This window comes from Bacillus sp. Bvel1, assembly GCF_014872755.1.
Classification (GTDB): Bacteria; Bacillota; Bacilli; order Bacillales; family Bacillaceae; genus Bacillus; species Bacillus velezensis.
In genome coordinates, this window is the sequence record NZ_JAAOBZ010000005.1 from 172,763 (window position 1) to 190,564 (window position 17,802).

A 17,802-nucleotide genomic window follows, 5' to 3' on the forward strand; every position below is an offset into this window, starting at 1 on the left:
CATGAATGAAAGTGAATAAATATATCACAATCTATAAAGATATGGTGCGGCAGATTGAAAGCGGCCAGCGGAAGGCTGAAGACGTTCTTCCGTCTGAAAATGATTTATGCGATCAATACGGCACATCACGAGAAACCGTCCGTAAAGCGCTCAATATGCTGGCGCAAAACGGCTACATCCAGAAAATCAAAGGCAAAGGCTCCGTCATATTAGACAGAGAAAAAATGCGCTTTCCCGTCTCAGGCCTGATCAGCTTCAAAGAGCTTTCGGAAACGCTCGGAAAAGAGACGCGAACGGAGGTTCACCGTCTCGGGCTGATCCTGCCTCCCTCAGAAGCCGCAAAAGAGCTTGGTACAGTGGCGGATGAAAAGGTGTGGGAAGTCGTCAGATCAAGACGGATTGACGGAGAACATATTATTTTGGACAAGGATTACTTTGTGAAAAAACATGTGCCTCTATTAACGAAGGCGATTTGTGAAGATTCGATCTATGAGTATCTCGAAGGAGAGCTCGGCCTGTCCATCAGCTACGCGCAAAAGGAAATTGTCGTGGAGCCGGCGGGGGAGGAAGACCGGAAGTATTTGGATCTCGGCGGGTTCAGCCATATGGCGGTCGTGAAAAACCGCGTCTTTTTGGAGGATACCAGCCTCTTTCAGTACACGGAAAGCCGGCACAGGCTCGATAAATTCCGTTTCGTCGACTTTGCGAGAAGAGAAAAATAAAAACGGACTGCCGCGGCAGCCCGTTTTTTTGTCAGTATCAAAATGAATACTATCCAACAAAAATGTGCGTACTGGTACTTTTAAAAATAATGGCTACAATAGTACATAACGAGATAAAAAGGAGAGATCATGAATGTCAGATAAAAAACAGCAGATCATCGAAGCGTATCAATTCAGACACGCTACAAAGGAATTTGATCCTGAGAAAAAAATTTCAGAAAGCGATTTTGAATTCATTTTAGAAACGGGAAGATTATCCCCAAGCTCACTCGGTTTGGAGCCTTGGAAATTTGTCGTCGTTCAAAATCCGGAGCTTCGTGAAAAACTCCGCGAGTTCACATGGGGGGCGCAAAAGCAGCTGCCGACCGCAAGCCATTTCGTACTTCTGCTTGCCCGGACGGCAAAGGATATCCGTTTTGACGCCGACTATGTCAAAAACCACTTGCGGGAAGTCAAAAAAATGCCGGAAGATATGTATGAAGGCTATATCAGCAAAACGGAAGACTTCCAGAAAAATGATTTCAATCTGCTTGAATCAGATCGCGCGCTGTTTGACTGGGCATCCAAACAGACTTACATCGCCCTCGGCAATATGATGACAGCCGCTGCGCAGATCGGCATCGATTCCTGCCCTGTTGAAGGCTTCAACTACAAAGAGATCCACCGGATTCTTGAAGAAGAAGGGCTTCTGGAAAACGGAAGTTTCGACATCTCTGTCATGGCCGCATTCGGCTACCGTGTCAGAGAACCGCGCCCGAAAACAAGATCTGCCTCAAAAGACGTTGTAAAGTGGGTATAAGATAAAAAAAGCTGCCGGGCGTGTCCCGGCAGCTTTTAATGTTTATTTGGTTTTGCTAAAAAACAGGCGGTGATCCAGGACGTAACGGGAATGATGATGCCGATCCCGATTCCGGCGCAAAGAATGGTGACGGCTTCCGCACTGAATACTTTTGAGTTCACTATTTTTTCAGCTGAGTATGATAAGTCTTTAAACCAGATAATTAAAGCCAAATAGCTGCCGAAAAAAGCAAAGAATAACGTATTCGTATTCGTTCCTAAAATATCTCTCCCGATGCTTAATCCGAATGTGTACAGTTCTTTTCTGCTCATGGACGGATTATGACTGTAAATCTCCCGCATGGGTGAAGTAATGGAAATCGCGACATCAGTAATCGCCCCAATCGTGCCCATGATGATCATAGCTGCGGTAACCTTCACAAAATCCACCCCGACAAACAGTGTGAATATGCCGATATCCCCCAATTCTTCTCCACCGAATCCCTGAATCGAAGTATGTTTTGTTACGGACATAATAAAAAACAGCAGCAATGCAATGGTCAGCATCGCAGAAATAAAGGCGGTTACGGTTTTGACGTTTCCTCCATTAATATAAAAAAGAGTAATGCTGCAAATCACGGCGGAAGAGAGCAATGTTAAAACAATCGGATTGATATGCGGATCTGTCATGAAAATAATGGTGAGAAAGAGAACCCCGAAATTTAAGAATAACGCAATAAAAGACCTCGCTCCTTTTTTTCCGCCGATAATGACCATTAATAGAAATAAAATCGCCGCGAGAATTACGATGACATTCATGAGCTTGCCTTCTTTCGTTTAATAAAAAAGACAGAAGCATACAGACTGGCGGGTATGGTTAATACAATTCCGATCCCCCCGGCCAATGCTCTGGCTATTTCCAAGGAAATGTTCATAGAAAGAGTGAATCCTATCGGGGAATCATTTTTCAAATACAAAAGCATCATCGGAATAGAGCCGCTTATATAAGCAAAAAACAGAATATTGGTCATCGCTCCCATGATGTCTTTTCCGATCTCCATCCCGGAACGTCTGAGAGCTTGTAATGAGATACCCTTGTTTTCTTCATATAATCCGAAGACAGATGACGTCATGGTAATGGCTACATCCATGACCGCTCCCAGTGATCCGATAAATACCCCGGCCATAAACACCGTGTGATAAGGGCGGGTTAAATACTGCATTTCCTCATATCTGAGACCTTTCTCTCCGGTTGCCAGCATCACCAGATACGTAATCAGCAGGGAAACGAAAGTGCCTGCGAGCGTCGCGGCTATGGCGGCGTATGTTTTCGCGTGAAAACCGCTGACAAGCAGCAATGATATGACCGTAAAGATGAGAATACAGATACCGCAGATAAAAATTAACCCTATATTAGGATGCTTCCTGTACAAATCTAATGCAAACGACAGTAAAACGGCGTTAAACATCAGGCTGACGATCGAAAAGAAGCCTTGTTTTTTTCCGACGATAAGCAAGGTGAAGATGAAAACCCAAGCGATCAGCAAAAGCTGTTTATCCCGTTTTTTATCTATAATGCTTCCCGATATATCTTTGTTTGATGGTTTCCCTTTATCAATAGAAACGAATACTTCATCGCCAATCGAATATTTCTGATCATTCGCTCCGGATAAAGAATACTGATTGGACAAATGAATGAGCTGCCCTTTCTGACTGCCGTTTTCAAGTCTGGCAGTGATCGTCTGATTGAAAATCTTATCTTTGTTTTTATGCATGTCCTGTACGTCAGACTGGTGTTCCAAAGTTGTTTTCGTCACTCTGGCAATCGGCCGCTCATAAAAAGAAGCGTTGTGAGTGACAAAAATGATCGAGCTGATAAAACAAAGCGCTGTTATCACGTAAAACAGCTTTTTCTTGTAAGACATGCGGTTTCGTTTGTTTCCTGTAATCTTCAAAAAAAGTCCTCCAAACAGGCGGCGCCGTGTAAAAGAGAGGCTCCGCCGTGAAGTGTTAAACGATGCGGATGCAGTCTTTCGCGAATAACGTTCATATTTTATCACTCGGCCGTACGGCTGTCGACTCAGAGGGGGACCGGCAGAAAAAGCTCTCCTGATATCAGATCAGGAGAGCTCTTGGGATGAACCGCCCGATAAAAGCGGTCTTTTTATGCTTCGTTCACTTTTTTTGCTTTTCTTCTTTGGTACAGATACAGTGCCGTTCCGAGCGCGCTGATGAGTAACCCGGCAAGAAGGATGGAATACATCGTTGTGGCTGTATCAGGAAGCAGGCCGCCTGGCGATACTCCGTCCTGCGCAGGGCCGGATGACGGTTTTTGTCCGCTTGGCTGCTTTCCGGAGCCGTGATCTCCGCTTGTCGGCGGCGCGCTCTTCGTGTTTGCGTTTAATATGGTGTATTCACTGAAATGATTTGTATAGCCCGTGACGAGATCGTGTGAAACCGAACCGTTGTCTGTTTTTGTATAGACGTTCTTTTTCCGGTCTACATGATAAATGCCGGGCTGTTTCGCCTTTTTCATATTCTCAATGCGCAGGGTGAGCTTTACCGGCGCTTTGAATGTTTTGATGTCTTTGTTTTTCTGCTTCATTGTAAAGTCGTATACATTTGAAAGCGCCCCGCTAACTTTTCCTTTCGGCGCCACGCCGAATCGTGTATCAGCTGAAGCGGCGTTTGCCATCGGCATTTTCATGCTGAACTTGTCATGCAGGATCGTAAGGGAAGAATCCGATGTTCTGTCCTTTAACAGGCCGATTTGTTTTTTGGTCACGCTGAGATCAATCGGCTTTTTGGCGCCGTCATTCTTATCGTAATACACGATCGGCGTGTTGGCGTTTTTGGCATAGACGGCAAATGCGCTGTCATCTTCAAGCGTCCACGAACCGTTTTTTTGTTTTGTCGGCAGGTACACTTCCTGCGCGCGGCCGTCAACTTTCGGTTCCACCGCTTTTCCCGCTTTTTCAAGCTGCTCAACGAAGACCTCATAGTCGGCAAAGCCAAGGTCTTCTTTATGGGATGCTTCGTTAAAGACGGAATATCCGTCTCCGCCTTCACCGACAAAGTTACTGGTGGCGACTCTGTATGTCTTCTTATCAGAAATCGGCTTTACACTGCCGTCATCCTGTACGGCCGAAGCTTGAAGAACACGGTGTCCCGGCTTTTTATTCAGTGTAAACGTGTATGTTAAACCGGCAACTTGAGGGAAGGCGCCGCCTTGAGCCTCAATTCCGCTTAATCCTTGTTCCAGGGCTTGTTTGATCTGTTTTCCGGTTAAATCCGCGACGTAAAGCGTGTTGCCGAACGGCATTACATTCAGCACGTCGCCGAGTGTGATGTCTCCTTTATCAATGCCCGCGCGGATGCCGCCCCCGTTTGTGATCGCGATTTGGGCGCCGGCCGCTTCCTTCGCTTTTTGCAGCATGCCGTCCGCGATGAAGTTTCCGAGATTGGTTTCTTTGGAGCGGACATGCTCGCGCCGGCCGTCAAGTGCGACCTTCGTTGAACCGACTTTTTCATTTTTAACTGAGACGAGCTCTTTTTTAAACGGATCAAGCTCTTTTTTCAGATCCGGGTCTTCTTTCGTCTGCTCATTCACCGGCAGCGCTTGAAGAGAGGATTGTTCCGGCAGGACGACGCCGTTTTTGTCAAATGCGACATCGACACGGCCTAAATATTCGCCGTATTCTTTTGCCTGGGCGACGATGGTCGGCTCTTCGTTTTTGACAATTTCCATTTTATCTACAAGCGTATGCGTATGTCCGCCGACGATTAAGTCGATGCCTTTTACTTTTTTGGCGAGATCGAGATCACGCTGATGTCCGATATGGGTCAGGGCGATAATTTTATTGACATGTTCCTTGTTCTGTATTTCTTTTACCGTATCTTGTGCGGATTGGAAGGCATCATGAAAGACAATGCTTTTTCCCGGGCTTGATGTGACGGACGTATCTTCTGTCGTCAAGCCGAATACGGCGACTTTTTCTCCGTTTACATCAAGCAGAATATATGGATAGATGCCTGCTTTTTTCTTTTTCCCTGCCGTAAATGTGTCTGCTTTTTTCATGAATGGTCTGAGTTTTGACTCTTTGGACACATCGACATTTGAGCTGACGAGCGGAAAGTCAGGTGCTTGAAAATTGTATTTCCCGGACGGGTCAGACGCGCTCCCGTTACCGCTCAGGAAGCTGGCGAGAGCCCCCGGACCTTTATCAAACTCATGATTTCCGAAGGTCATTGCGTCGTAGCCCATGCTGTTCATCAATTTTAAATCAGCCAGCCCCTGCCACTTTGTGAAATAGAGATCGCCTGAGAAAACGTCTCCCGCATCCAGCAAAATGCTGCGGTCGGTTTCGCTTCTGATTTCTTTGATTTTCGTCATCCGCCTCGCCGCGTTATCAAGGTGGGCGTGCGTGTCATTAGTATGCATAACGGTGAGTTTCCATGCGTCATCTTTCGGCGGATCTGTGCCCGGTTCATCATCTTTGAATTGGAGCTTGTACTGTCCGTAGCCCGCGTTTTGTGATTCACCGATATAGGCGACGTCATCTGCGCGGTCGGCAAACGGCTTTGCGGCCAAGGAAGATTCAAATGTCAGATTTGTCCCTTTGACCGGAAGGATGGACCAGTTATGATCAGCCTGCGGATTAATCGTTTTCTGCTGGATGATGTAATCCATTAAGACCTGCCTGTTCTCATCGGCAGAAGAGTATACGATTTTGTCATTGCTTAAGTGAGGGAATCCTCCGCCGCCTGAAGCGCGGTAATTATTTGTGACGATCAGAAATTCCTGCTTGGCGCTGACGGGCTTTCCTTGATAAGAAAGGTTGACGATCCGGCTTGCATCGGGATGAATGACTGTTCCGTTTTCGTTGTATTTCGCCGGTTTTGTGACATCGACCTGATAGGTGACACCGTCAATGACATCAAAATTGTATGAGCGGTAGGCGTCATTTAAAAGCGCTTGGCTGCCGCCTTTTGCCTGATCGATCTGATTAAATTGCCCCGCGGACATTTCGAGCCAGTCTTTCACTTCGCTTCCGTTCAGCTTGACGATCTGAACCGTGTTGTCATACAGGTACAAATCGCCGATGTTTTTGATGGCGAGGTCGCCAGCGGAAATGTTTGTATAGTAGTTTGAGCCGTTCCGCCCGCCGGCTTTAAACGGGGCGCCCGCCGAGAGGATAGGCAGATCTTTGTACTCCGTATCCTTCATCTTATTTTCGGCGTACCATTTTTGCGCATCCGTTACGATTTGAATGGACGGATCATCTTTGACTTGGGCGAAGAAACTGTTGATATCGGCTTTTGTCTGGCCGACGGGTTCTCTGATGTATTTCAAAGTGCCTTCGTGCGCTTTTTTGACGGTATTGACGACGGTTTCGTTTTCCGAATTCACATTGCCGGCAATCGGCTCGATGCTGCCTTTTGCATCTTCCACATGCCACGCGCTGTCTGTTTTTTCAAGCCGGAGGTCGATGACGCCCGCATATTTGCCCCAGCTGCTTGACATAACAACGGGGATGCCGTTAATCGTGCCTTTATCGACGTCGAATTGAGCAGCGCCTTTGTATTCGGCATCAGGGAAAAGCCCGTGCTGATGGCCGGATACGATCGCGTCAATTCCGCCGACTTTCGTTGCCAGGTCAAAAACGGCGTTTTCCGCTCCGGAAGACTGCGCTTTTTTTTCGATGCCGCTGTGGGCGAGGGCGATGACGATATCGGCTCCTTCAGCTTTCATTTTCGGAACGGTTTTCTTTGCGGATTCCACAATGTCCTCGACCTGAACGCGGCCTTCGAGATTTTTCTTATCCCACGTCATGATCTGGGGAGGAACAAAGCCGATATAGCCGACTTTTAGCTGATGCTTGCCGCCGTTTTCATCCGTGACGGTTTTGTCTTTTATGACATAAGGCGTATAACGGTTTTCGCCGCTTACTGTTTTCACATTGGCGTTAACGATCGGATAATCAGCGCCTTTGATTGTCCCGTCCAGGAATTCAAGCCCGTAATTAAATTCATGATTGCCGAGTGTTCCTGCGTCATAATGCAGACTGTTCATCACTTCAATGATCGGATGGGTCTTTGCGCCTGAAATGATATCATTTTTCTCATATTTTACGGCGTATTCTCCGAGGGGATTCCCCTGAATCAGGTCTCCGTTATCGACAAGCAGCGTATTCGGGTTTTCGCGCCTGTGCTTCTCAATAAGCTGAGCCGTTCGGGCCAGCCCGAATTCCGTTGTCGGTTTGTCGCTGTAGTAATCGTAGTCCATCATGTTAGCGTGAACGTCAGTTGTGGCTAAAATGCTGAGATTCACACTGGAGGATTTGTTTTCTTCTGCTTTAATGGGTGATGTTGGGAGGATCAGACTAAGTATCATAACTAGGGGCAGCAGAATACGGAGTGTCATATTGACGCTGCATCGTCTTTTCTGTATTCTCACCTGTTCTCCACCTTTCAACAAATTTTGTCATGCAGTACCATTGTAAGAATATTTTGTGAAAGTTTATATAGATTTCATGATGATTCTTGTGAAAAGATAAAAAATGAGGATAATGACCTATGTAAAACAGGCGGGCGGTAAACGCGTTACCTATGTTTGATGTTAGTGTGGCTGGGGTACATGGATTTATGTAGACTTCATCAAGCAGGAGGTAGTAACTATGGGTAAAAAAATTGCAGTTGTATTAACGGATTACTTTGAGGATGTCGAGTATACTGAACCTGCGAAAGCTTTTAAAGATGCGGGTCATGAATTAACCGTAATTGAACAGGAAAAAGGAAAAACAGTCAAAGGAAAACAAGGGGAAGCGGAAGTGAAAGTGGACGCGTCCATCGATGATGTGAATCCGAAAGACTTTGACGCATTGCTGATCCCGGGCGGATTCTCACCTGACATGCTGCGTGCGGATGACCGTTTCGTCCAATTTGCCAAAGCGTTTATGGATGATAAAAAACCGGTGTTCGCCATCTGCCACGGCCCTCAGCTTCTCATCAACGCGAAAGCATTGGACGGGCGCAAAGCGACAGGATTTACTTCAATCCGAATCGATATGGAAAACGCGGGCGCGAATGTGGTGGATGAAGAAGTCGTCGTCTGCCAGAACCAGCTGGTCACAAGCCGCACACCGGATGACATTCCGGCATTCAACCGCGAATCATTAAAACTGCTTGCGTAATATAAAAGCGGAACGCCGTATCAGGCGTTCCGCTTTTTTTGTGAAGATTCCCGGATGACCAGCTCAGGCGCCAGAATAATGCGTTGTTTTTTGTGCTGGGAATTGGTGATTTTATGATGCAGCAATTGAGCCGCTTCTTTTCCCGACTGCCGCGGAAAGGAAGAAACGGTTGTAAGCGGAGGATAAGAAATTTCAGCTTCCGGCACGTTATCAAAGCCGACAATGTCAATATCTTCGCCCGGAACGAGCCCGGCTTTTCTGATCCCTTGCATGACGCCGAACGCGACCAAATCACTGAAGCAGAAAATCGCGGTCGGGCGCTCAGACCGGCGGAGGAGCTCCGTCACGGCGTCACAGCCTGCTTCGCGGGTCGGCGCGCTGTCAATGACATATTCATTTTTCACTTCCAGATCCGCTTCACGGAGCGCTTTTTTAAACCCTTTCATACGCTTCGTCCATGTTGATGAGTGCTTCACGCCGCCCAGAAACGCAATCTCCTGATGGCCTTTCTCAATGAAATGACGCACTGCCTTATAGGTGCCTTCCTCATAATCGGCTCCGACAAAATCACAGTTGGCATCGGCAATCTCCCTGACGGCGAGCACGACCGGAATGTCAAGCTGCTCAAGGCGGGAAAGGGTTTCCTCAGCCGTCCCTGAAACCGGACACAAAATCAATCCGCCGACCCTGTGCTCCAGCATGGTCGAGATCAGCTGCTCCTGCTTGGCGACGGAATCAAATGTCGTGCCTAACAGCACCGTTAATCCGACTTCCTCAAGCGTATTCTGAACGCCGATCAGAAACTCTGAGAAAAACGTATTGGAAATGTCAGTGATAATCAATCCTACCGTTGTGGACGTCTGTGATCGTAAATTCGCGGCGATCCGATCATATACGTACCCCAGCTCCCGCATGGATTGCAGCACTTTCTCACGGGTCGCTTCGGAAATTCGGGGATTATTGCGGACAATTAATGAAGCGGTGGATGTTGAGACGCCGGCATGTTCGGCGACCTGCTGCAATGTCACCCGGCGTTTTTTTTGCTGTTTCATACGTCGCATTCCTCACTTGGTTTTTATTCGTTACATCCATTATAAGCGTTTTGGCGCATGAGAAGAAAGAGAGAGGAGGGGGAAAAAGATAAAGCGCCGGAAGACGGATTGTCCTTCGGCGCTTCTGTCACAATAGGTTATTCAAACATTTGCTCTTTAATATACTGAACCGGCATTTCACGGCCTGTCCAATATTCAAACGCCATGGCGCCCTGCCAAAGCATCATGCCGAGACCGTTAATGGTCTTGCAGCCGGCTGCTTGAGCTTGTTCAAGCAATTTCGACGTAACGGGGTTGTAAACGACGTCTGTCACAATCAAATCCGGACGGAGCATGGATGTATCTTCAATAACACTCAAGCCTTCAAGCGGTTTCATGCCGACACCTGTTCCGTTTGTGAAAATATCGCTTGAAGCGATTTCAGCACGCAGCGCATCTTGATCTTCGAGCGGGAAGACTTTCGCTTTACAAGAAGATCCCTTCATTTCTTCATTGATGATGCGGACATTTTCTTCCGCTTTTTCGAAAAACGCGTCATTGCGGGCGAAAATAGAGATTTCTCCGAGGCCTTCCAATGCGGATTGAATCGCTATCGGAGTGGCGGCCCCGCCGGAACCGACCAGCGTCATTTTTTTCCCTGTGATATCGATGCCGTGTTCTTTTAAGTTGCGGACGTATCCCATACCGTCAGTGGAGTGTCCGATCAGTCTGCCGTTTTCATTAACGACTGTATTTACCGCGCCGGTAAATTTCGCTGAATCCGCGAGTTCATCGAGATAAGGGAGAATGTTCATCTTGTTCGGCATCGAGACATTGAAGCCTCTGACGTTTAAGGCGCGCATTCCCGTTACCACATCTTCCAGCTGTTCATTGCCGACTTCAAACGCGAGGTAAGCGTAGTTCAATCCTAATTTTTTAAACGCCAGGTTGTGCATCGCCGGAGATAAAGAGTGTCCGATCGGTGTCGCGAATAATCCGATAAGCTGAGTTTTTCCGTTAATCCGTCCTAATTCTTTCTTCATGATGTATTCCTCCGTTAGTCCATTCATTTGTTTTTCCTCCCGCTTTGAGGGCAAAAAACGCTGATTACATATGTTTATTTAAAATGCTGAGTACGCTGCGCAATTCCTCAACGGGAATCTGCCCGGGCGCTGATGCTTCTTTGCCCGCTCCGAACGTGCACGCTGAGCCGAAGACTTCGCCGGCCAGCCGGCTGATCAGGCCTGTTCCCGCCATTGACATCGTGATGATCGGCCGGTCTGCGTATTGTGTTTTCATCGTGTGAGTGGCATCCAATAAGACGAAAACATCTTCAGTGCTTTGCGGCATCACCGCGATTTTCGGAATGTGCGCGCCGTACGCCTGCATGTTCCGGAGCCGGGAAATGATTTCTTCTTTTTTCGGTGTCTGATGAAAATCATGATTGGACATGACGACATATACGCCGTTGTCTTCAGCGGTTTTCACAATTGATTTGACTTCCGCTTCTCCCGTAAACAGCTCAACGTCTGCAAGGTCAATGTGTTTTGTTTCGATGGCGGTTTTAAGCAATTCAATGTAAAAGCGGTCATCAATAACTTTATTTCCGCCTTCTTTATGGGTTCTGAATGTGAAAAGCAGCGGTGTTGCGCCTGCGGCTTTCCGCAGCTTTTCAAGCATGCCTTTTACGGCGTCCAGGCTGTCAACATGCTCGTATACATCCGCCCGCCACTCAATGATATCCGGGCGAAGCCTGTTGACGGCTTCAATTTCTTCGAGCAGTTCTTTCTCTCCGGCCGCCATCAGCGGCACAATGATCTTCGGAAGCCCTTCACCGATGACCGTGTTTCTGATTGTGATAGATTGCATGATAAATCCTCTCCCTTAAAAAATAGTCAGGCTTTCATCACTTGCTTAAAGCGGATTCCGATAAACAATGCGAGGAGGGCGCTGACGGCCGCAATTCCGATATCAAGCAGAAAAACAGGCGTCAGGCCGGCGGCTTTGGATATCGCTCCCGTTACAAGCGGAATGACAATAAAAGATAAGCTTGATGCTATATTAACAAAAGATGTGATTGTACCTTTATTTTTAGGGAATAAAACAGCCATAACCGTCATCGCCAATTGCAGAATGCCCGCAGTTGAAAGTCCGATGACAAAGGAGCTGATGACCGATACGGCCGGCTGCTGAATGAAAATCAGAGCAAGCAGCGCGATTGCCGCGATCACAGGGTACAGCACCATTACCGTAATCGGCTGAATCACTCTGTTTAACAGCACAGCCAGCAATAACACGGACACAAGCGCCCCGATGCTGTAATAGCTCAACAATTTGACGGCCTGCACCTCAGGCATGCCCAAAACGGATTGCCCGAACTTAGGAAGCCATACTTGAACGAGCATAAACAGCGCCGTTGATGAAAAGCCTAACAGAATGATCGCAACGCCTTCGCGCCATATCGACGGCTGTGATGTGAACGCGTCATCAGACGGAGAGGCTTCCGTCCGGCCGCCGTCTTCTTTTTGCTTATGATTCGGAAACGGAACTTTCAACAGGAAAAAGCCGTTCAGGAAGAAAATAATGCCCGGTACGAAAAACGTCCAGCCGTAAAACAAATGCCTGTCCGCAATAAACGCGATAAAAAACGGAAGCACCGTCGCGCCGATTGATACAAATGCTTTGATTAACACGGTTGCAGAGCTTGCGTTTTTCGGAAATCCTTCAATAAGCGCCGGATATGTCCCGGAATCCAAAAAGGAATTGGCGATCCCGGCGAAAATGGCGAAGATAAACGCGGCCGTATAGTTTGTCGAAAGCGGAATCCCGATTAGGAAAATCAGATACAGAAAGGCGCCCGACACGATAAACGGCCGTCTCCCGAATGTATCCGAAAGCTTCCCGGCAAACAGAAGCGAAATCAGCTTCCCGATCCCGATGGCGGAGACCAAATAGCTGACACCGGCTGCGGAAGTATGAAGCTGTTTTGATAATGCCTCCATATTGGATGCGATAATAATATTGATCATGCCCAGCAGGAAATAGTTAATATAAAGACCCGCTGCCATTTTGGTGTATATGTTTTTCATGATGACATCCCCTAATGCGGTTAATAAAGAATTAAATTATTTTTTTAATTGATAAAAGCACAGCACCATTCCCCTTTATTGAACCACTGCCTTTCTTTGAAAACTGTTTGATACAACGGTTGCATAGACAAACTTGAATAACGCTGATATCACAATGAGTATATCGTTCTACTAAACAAAAAAAGATAAGCGGCCCGCTCATTTAGTATATCGTTCTACCAAGTTCACAGTTACTATACTCCTTCTTTTTATATGTGTCAAACCGATGAACTTTTATTTTTTACTTTTTTAAATCAAAAAAGACCCGCCGTTTTTCGGCAGGTCTGACATGGGTTTATTTCCTGAGAGAGGCGAGCTCCTCGGCAATGGCCTGCATTTCACTCGGACTGAATGATGCTTTTTTCATGACCATTTGATGAAGGTATGTAAGATCTTCTATTTTTTCATCACTGAAATCTTCCGCTCTGATGACGCCGACATTGAGCATGTTGAGCTTTTGCGAAATATCTTCAATCATTTTATTTAACGTTTCTGTTTGTTGGCTCGGCAAATTCATGCATCCTTTCATGACCGTTTTCGTACCCTTTATTCTAACAGAATTCATTTAGAATAAAAGCTTATTTCCACAGCCGCAGAAAAATTGCTAAGATGTTGATAAGGTTTTTGATCCTCAAAATGCGGGGAAAGAATAGGGAGGTTATCGATATGATACATGTGCTGTTTGTCTGTCTGGGAAATATTTGCCGGTCGCCTATGGCAGAGGCGGTATTTTCTGATATGGTGAAGAAAAACGGGCTGAACGGGCAGATTAACATTGATTCAGCGGGAATCGGCGCCTGGCATGCGGGAAATCCGCCGCATGAAGGGACAAAGGAGATCCTGAAGGAGAAAGGGATCAGCGCAAGCGGCATCACGGCGAGGCAGGTCCGTGAGTCTGATCTGACCGATTTTGATTACGTCATTGCGATGGATGCAGAAAATATCGGACATCTGCGCAGCATGGCCGGTTATAAAAAAGCGGCGCCGCGTATTGCAAGGCTGCTTGATTATGTACCGGAGTCAGACCTTGCCGACGTGCCCGATCCGTATTATACCGGAAATTTCAGCGAGGTGTACGCTTTGGTCGAGTCCGGGTGCCGTCATTTGCTGGAGACAATAAAGAAAGACCATCATTTATAAGGGGGATTGACCGATGAAGCAGACACGCATCATGGCAAAAGCCATTCTGATCGGCGCTGCCGCCGGCGGAGCACTGTCCTTATTACATAAGCCGACGAGAGAGGCATGTTTCCGGAACATGGACGCGTGCAGGCGGCGTGCGGCATTTTACCGAAAACATCCTGAAGCCCTGAAGCAGCAGGCTTCCGCAAAAATGGATCAAGTGAAAATCTTCGCCAATACCGTATCGGAAGATCTGAGTTTTTTAAACGGGCAGATCACCAAGCTGAAGCAGACGACACCGCAGGTCATTGACCTGTTAAAAGAAACGAAGGAGCATTTTTCGAAAAACGATCATTGAGGTGGGATGTCATGAGTTTTATAAAGGAGCTGTTTGCAAGGTTTTCTCTGCATGAAGGACAAAGTAAATCGGCGGAGCTGGCGTATTTTTTCCTGCTGTCATTGTTTCCGTTAATGATTTTCATGCTGACGCTCACCGCCTATCTTCCCATATCGGCAGAAGACGTGCTCGGGGCGGTCGATCAATACGCGCCCGACAGCGCCATGTCCATGGTGAAATCCATAACGGAGCAAACGCTGAACAAGCGCAGCGGCGGGCTTTTGTCATTCGGGATTATCGCCGTCATCTGGTCGGCTTCGAATGGTATGAACGCGATTGTCAGAGCATTTAACCATGCCTACGAAGTCGAGGAAAACCGCTCATTTATCATCATTCGCCTGACCTCAATTTTTTTAACCATTGCGATGGTGGTTACGATTTTAATCGCACTGCTTCTGCCGGTGTTCGGCAGAGAAATCGGAATGCTGGCCGCGGATTTCATCGGCGCCTCGGACCTGTTTTTGCAGGTGTGGTCGGTTGTCCGCTGGGGTATCAGTCCGCTTATCCTTTTAATCGTGTTTACCGCGCTTTACATATTCGCGCCGAATAAAAAGCTTTCCCTCCGTTTTGTCCTGCCGGGAGCTGTATTCGCGGCAGCCGGCTGGATTATCGTCAGTATGCTGTTCTCATTTTACGTCGGCACCTTTGCCAACTACAGCGCCACATACGGGAGCATCGGGGGAATTATCGTCCTGATGATCTGGTTTTACCTTACGGGAACCCTTCTGATTTTAGGAGGAGAAATCAACGCGCTTTTACATAAACGTAAAAAGCTTCCTGATGAAAATCCGTACCGCGGGAGCAAGCTATAGAGGAACGGATGACGTTCAAGCTGAAAAACGGAGGGAATCGGCTATGACCAAGCATACGAAAAAAGGCGGAAGCCATAATAAACAAAACTCAAAAAACGGCCCGAAGAATAAAACAAGCGGAAGCGCCAACGGGCAGAACGGATACCACTAGAAAGAAGCCGCCTGGCTCAGATCAGGCGGCTTTTTTATGTGGCTGGAAAAGAATGGGATTCGGAAGCGGGGCTGTGCTTTGTTTTCCCGAAGACGAGCGCAAGCCAAATACAGACCAGAATCACCGTAATAAAGTAAAACAAGTTGGCGCTTTCAAACCGCTGCATATACCAGCCGCCCGCCACCGGGCCGATCATGCTTCCGAGACTGAAGGAAATGCCGCAGAGCAGGTTGCCCGCCGGCAGCAGATGGGACGGCAGCAGGTCGCTCATATAGCTGATGCCGAGGGAAAACATACTGCCGACCGCCATCCCCGCCGTGAAAAAGCAGCAGCCGATGACAGAAGGCGACGGAAACAGTCCGGCCGTCAAAAAGCAAAGGGCACCCGTTAATAAGATGACGAGCAGGACACGTTTTCTCCCGAATCGATCGCTTAATAAACCGAGAGGGAACTGGAATACAATACTTCCGATGGCAAAAGCGGGCAATATCAGCGCGACGGCATCCACGGATATGCCTAAACGAAGGGCGTACACGGGAAAGCTTCCGTTCAGCGCCGTTTCTAAAAAACCGTACCCGAAAGCCGGGAGAAAAGCGACCCAGCCGAAAAGAAGGGCGCGGTAAAACCGTTTTGCGCTGTTGTCCCCGGATGTTTCATCCGGACCTTGCGCCGGGTACTCGTTACGTAAGGCAAACACAAACAGCCAGGCACAAAGACTGATACAGCCGGATACGATAAACGGAAGGGACGGACTTGTTTTCACAAGAGGGACCATGAACGGACCGACAGCGAATCCAAGCCCGAAGGACAGTCCGTACAGCGAAATGTTTCTTCCTCTGTTTCGGGGCGTTGACTTGGAAGTCACCCACGTTTGGGTTGAAAAATGCAGCATATGATCCCCGATTCCGATAAGCAGCCGAAGAAAAAACCATAACCATATGGATTGAAGCCAAATAAAACTGAATAAGCTGATGATAACAAGAAATCCGCCCATGACCATCAGAGGTTTGAATCCGAGCTTGCGCAGCGGGGCCTCCATAAACGGCGACGCCAGAAGCACGCCGATATAAAGGCCGGTTGCGTGAAGTCCGTTTATGGCTGCGGATTCTCCGTTCGTTTCAAAAATGACGGAGATCACCGGCAGAAGCATGCCTTGGGAAAATCCGGAGATGGAAACAAGCAGAACCAAAATAAAGAAGTACAGTCGTGACATCGCGTATTTCTCCTTCTTCAGTATCTTTCTTGATCGTACACGGATTTGCCGCGTCCGGCAACCTGAAAATGCCAATTCGGGCTGCCGAGGAAGTGTAATTGAGGGAGTTTTTGAGAAGGATATAAAAAGACTTATTCGAAAAAAGGAGCCAGGCAGATATGAATCGGATTTTTTTCTTTACGGCTGCGGCGGGAGTGCCGCTTTCAGTCATCGGCGGCCTGATGCACTGGCCGTCAGCGGTTTTGTTTATTATTTATTGCTTGACGATTATTGCGCTTGCAAGTTATATGGGGAGAGCGACTGAATCTCTTGCCATTATCGCGGGACCGCGGATCGGCGGTCTGCTGAATGCCACGTTCGGCAATGCGGTAGAGCTGATTATATCGATTTTCGCCTTAAAAGAAGGGCTGACGGGCATCGTGCTTGCTTCACTGACCGGTTCGGTGCTCGGCAATCTTTTGCTCGTCGCGGGATTGTCATTTTTTATCGGCGGTTTGAAATACAAGCGGCAGGAATTCAATATTCATGATGCCCGGCATAATTCAGGCCTGCTGATTTTTGCCATTATCGTAGCTTTTGTCATTCCCGAAGTGTTTTCCATGGATATGGGGGAAAAAAACAAGCTTGATTTGAGTGTTGGCATCAGCATCATCATGATCCTTTTGTACGTGGCAGCTCTTTATTTCAAGCTCGTCACCCACCGCGGTGTTTATCAGCCGAATCAGCCGGAGGCAAAGGAAGAAGAGGAGCAGCCTGAGTGGTCGGGGAAAAGAGCGACAGCCGTCTTATTTATTTCAACTATTATTGTCGCCTACATATCTGAAAACCTTGTCCATACGTTTCATGCGGTGGCTGAACAGTTCGGCTGGAGCGAGCTGTTTATCGGGGTGATTATCGTCGCAATTGTCGGAAATGCCGCAGAGCATGCGTCGGCGATTATTATGGCGTACAAAGACAAGATGGATGTCGCCGTTGAAATCGCGGTAGGTTCGACTTTGCAGATCGCCATGTTTGTAGCCCCGGTTCTTGTGATCTGTTCTATCTTTTTTCCGGTCAATATGCCGCTTGTATTCACATTGCCCGAGCTTGTGGCGATGATATCATCCGTCCTTTTGATGACGATGATTTCAAATGACGGCGATTCGAACTGGTTTGAGGGGGCTACGCTCCTTGCCGCTTATGTCATCATGGCGATCGGTTTTTTCCTGCTTTAACCTGTAAAAAATGCGGATAACAACGATTGCGGAGGAAAAGAC

Annotated in this window: 16 protein-coding genes; 7 read left to right on the top strand and 9 right to left on the bottom strand. The window is 47.6% G+C overall.

All coding sequences use genetic code 11. The features are described from left to right. Positions 1 to 5: 5 nt before the first annotated feature. Positions 6 to 722, top strand: coding sequence for a trehalose operon repressor (treR, locus tag HAP68_RS03615; RefSeq protein WP_014304613.1), 717 nt, complete (start codon positions 6 to 8; stop codon positions 720 to 722). 133 nt (positions 723 to 855) lie between these two features. After that, positions 856 to 1,521 carry an NAD(P)H-dependent oxidoreductase gene (locus tag HAP68_RS03620; protein ID WP_003155588.1) on the top strand — a complete coding sequence of 222 codons (666 nt, stop codon included), beginning with the start codon at positions 856 to 858 and terminating at the stop codon, positions 1,519 to 1,521. A gap of 35 nt (positions 1,522 to 1,556) precedes the next feature. Here HAP68_RS03620 and HAP68_RS03625 read toward each other — a convergent pair whose 3' ends face one another. The 3 genes from HAP68_RS03625 to HAP68_RS03635 form a co-directional block, all read right to left on the bottom strand. Continuing rightward, on the bottom strand, positions 1,557 to 2,318 hold the full coding sequence (locus HAP68_RS03625; RefSeq protein ID WP_024085008.1) for a YibE/F family protein: 762 nt from the start codon (positions 2,316 to 2,318) through the stop codon (positions 1,557 to 1,559). Then, on the bottom strand, positions 2,315 to 3,454 hold the full coding sequence (locus tag HAP68_RS03630) for a YibE/F family protein (protein WP_024085009.1): 1,140 nt from the start codon (positions 3,452 to 3,454) through the stop codon (positions 2,315 to 2,317). Before HAP68_RS03630 ends, HAP68_RS03625 begins: the two co-directional genes overlap by 4 nt. Before the next feature lie 209 nt (positions 3,455 to 3,663). Further along, a complete protein-coding gene (locus HAP68_RS03635; RefSeq protein WP_024085010.1) occupies positions 3,664 to 7,956 on the bottom strand; it encodes a multifunctional 2',3'-cyclic-nucleotide 2'-phosphodiesterase/3'-nucleotidase/5'-nucleotidase in 4,293 nt (1,430 codons plus the stop codon). A 220-nt stretch (positions 7,957 to 8,176) separates the two neighbouring features. Here HAP68_RS03635 and HAP68_RS03640 point away from each other — a divergent pair, with 220 nt between their 5' ends. Further along, positions 8,177 to 8,692 carry a type 1 glutamine amidotransferase domain-containing protein gene (locus HAP68_RS03640; RefSeq protein ID WP_003155578.1) on the top strand — a complete coding sequence of 172 codons (516 nt, stop codon included), beginning with the start codon at positions 8,177 to 8,179 and terminating at the stop codon, positions 8,690 to 8,692. A 20-nt stretch (positions 8,693 to 8,712) separates the two neighbouring features. Here HAP68_RS03640 and HAP68_RS03645 read toward each other — a convergent pair whose 3' ends face one another. The 5 genes from HAP68_RS03645 to HAP68_RS03665 all read right to left on the bottom strand — a co-directional run bounded on the left by HAP68_RS03645 (position 8,713) and on the right by HAP68_RS03665 (position 13,362). Further along, entirely contained in the window at positions 8,713 to 9,744 is a 1,032-nt protein-coding gene (locus HAP68_RS03645) for a LacI family DNA-binding transcriptional regulator (protein WP_024085011.1), read from the bottom strand. Between the two features lie 137 nt (positions 9,745 to 9,881). Beyond that, positions 9,882 to 10,766 carry a shikimate dehydrogenase gene (locus HAP68_RS03650; protein ID WP_024085012.1) on the bottom strand — a complete coding sequence of 295 codons (885 nt, stop codon included), beginning with the start codon at positions 10,764 to 10,766 and terminating at the stop codon, positions 9,882 to 9,884. A 64-nt stretch (positions 10,767 to 10,830) separates the two neighbouring features. Beyond that, positions 10,831 to 11,592: a type I 3-dehydroquinate dehydratase gene (gene aroD / locus HAP68_RS03655; protein ID WP_024085013.1), complete on the bottom strand. Its 762-nt coding sequence runs from the start codon at positions 11,590 to 11,592 to the stop codon at positions 10,831 to 10,833. Between the two features lie 26 nt (positions 11,593 to 11,618). Beyond that, positions 11,619 to 12,812, bottom strand: coding sequence for an MFS transporter (locus HAP68_RS03660; protein ID WP_024085014.1), 1,194 nt, complete (start codon positions 12,810 to 12,812; stop codon positions 11,619 to 11,621). Between the two features lie 334 nt (positions 12,813 to 13,146). Further along, complete coding sequence (locus HAP68_RS03665) at positions 13,147 to 13,362, bottom strand: DUF1128 domain-containing protein (RefSeq protein WP_003155571.1); 216 nt, start codon at positions 13,360 to 13,362, stop codon at positions 13,147 to 13,149. Positions 13,363 to 13,517: 155 nt separating this feature from the next. Here HAP68_RS03665 and HAP68_RS03670 point away from each other — a divergent pair, with 155 nt between their 5' ends. From HAP68_RS03670 to HAP68_RS03680, 3 genes are read left to right on the top strand one after another with little or no spacing between them, the layout of a single operon-like run. Further along, entirely contained in the window at positions 13,518 to 13,991 is a 474-nt protein-coding gene (locus HAP68_RS03670; RefSeq protein ID WP_014304622.1) for a low molecular weight protein-tyrosine-phosphatase, read from the top strand. A gap of 13 nt (positions 13,992 to 14,004) precedes the next feature. After that, entirely contained in the window at positions 14,005 to 14,331 is a 327-nt protein-coding gene (locus HAP68_RS03675; protein ID WP_021493870.1) for a hypothetical protein, read from the top strand. A gap of 11 nt (positions 14,332 to 14,342) precedes the next feature. Continuing rightward, positions 14,343 to 15,182, top strand: coding sequence for a YihY family inner membrane protein (locus tag HAP68_RS03680; protein ID WP_003155567.1), 840 nt, complete (start codon positions 14,343 to 14,345; stop codon positions 15,180 to 15,182). A 185-nt stretch (positions 15,183 to 15,367) separates the two neighbouring features. Here HAP68_RS03680 and HAP68_RS03685 read toward each other — a convergent pair whose 3' ends face one another. Next, on the bottom strand, positions 15,368 to 16,546 hold the full coding sequence (locus tag HAP68_RS03685) for an MFS transporter (RefSeq protein WP_014304624.1): 1,179 nt from the start codon (positions 16,544 to 16,546) through the stop codon (positions 15,368 to 15,370). Positions 16,547 to 16,704: 158 nt separating this feature from the next. On the opposite strand from HAP68_RS03685, the gene cax reads away from it, so the two are divergent. Beyond that, positions 16,705 to 17,760, top strand: a complete 1,056-nt coding sequence (gene cax / locus HAP68_RS03690; protein ID WP_003155564.1) for a calcium/proton exchanger — start codon at positions 16,705 to 16,707, stop codon at positions 17,758 to 17,760. The last annotated feature ends 42 nt before the right edge of the window (positions 17,761 to 17,802 follow it).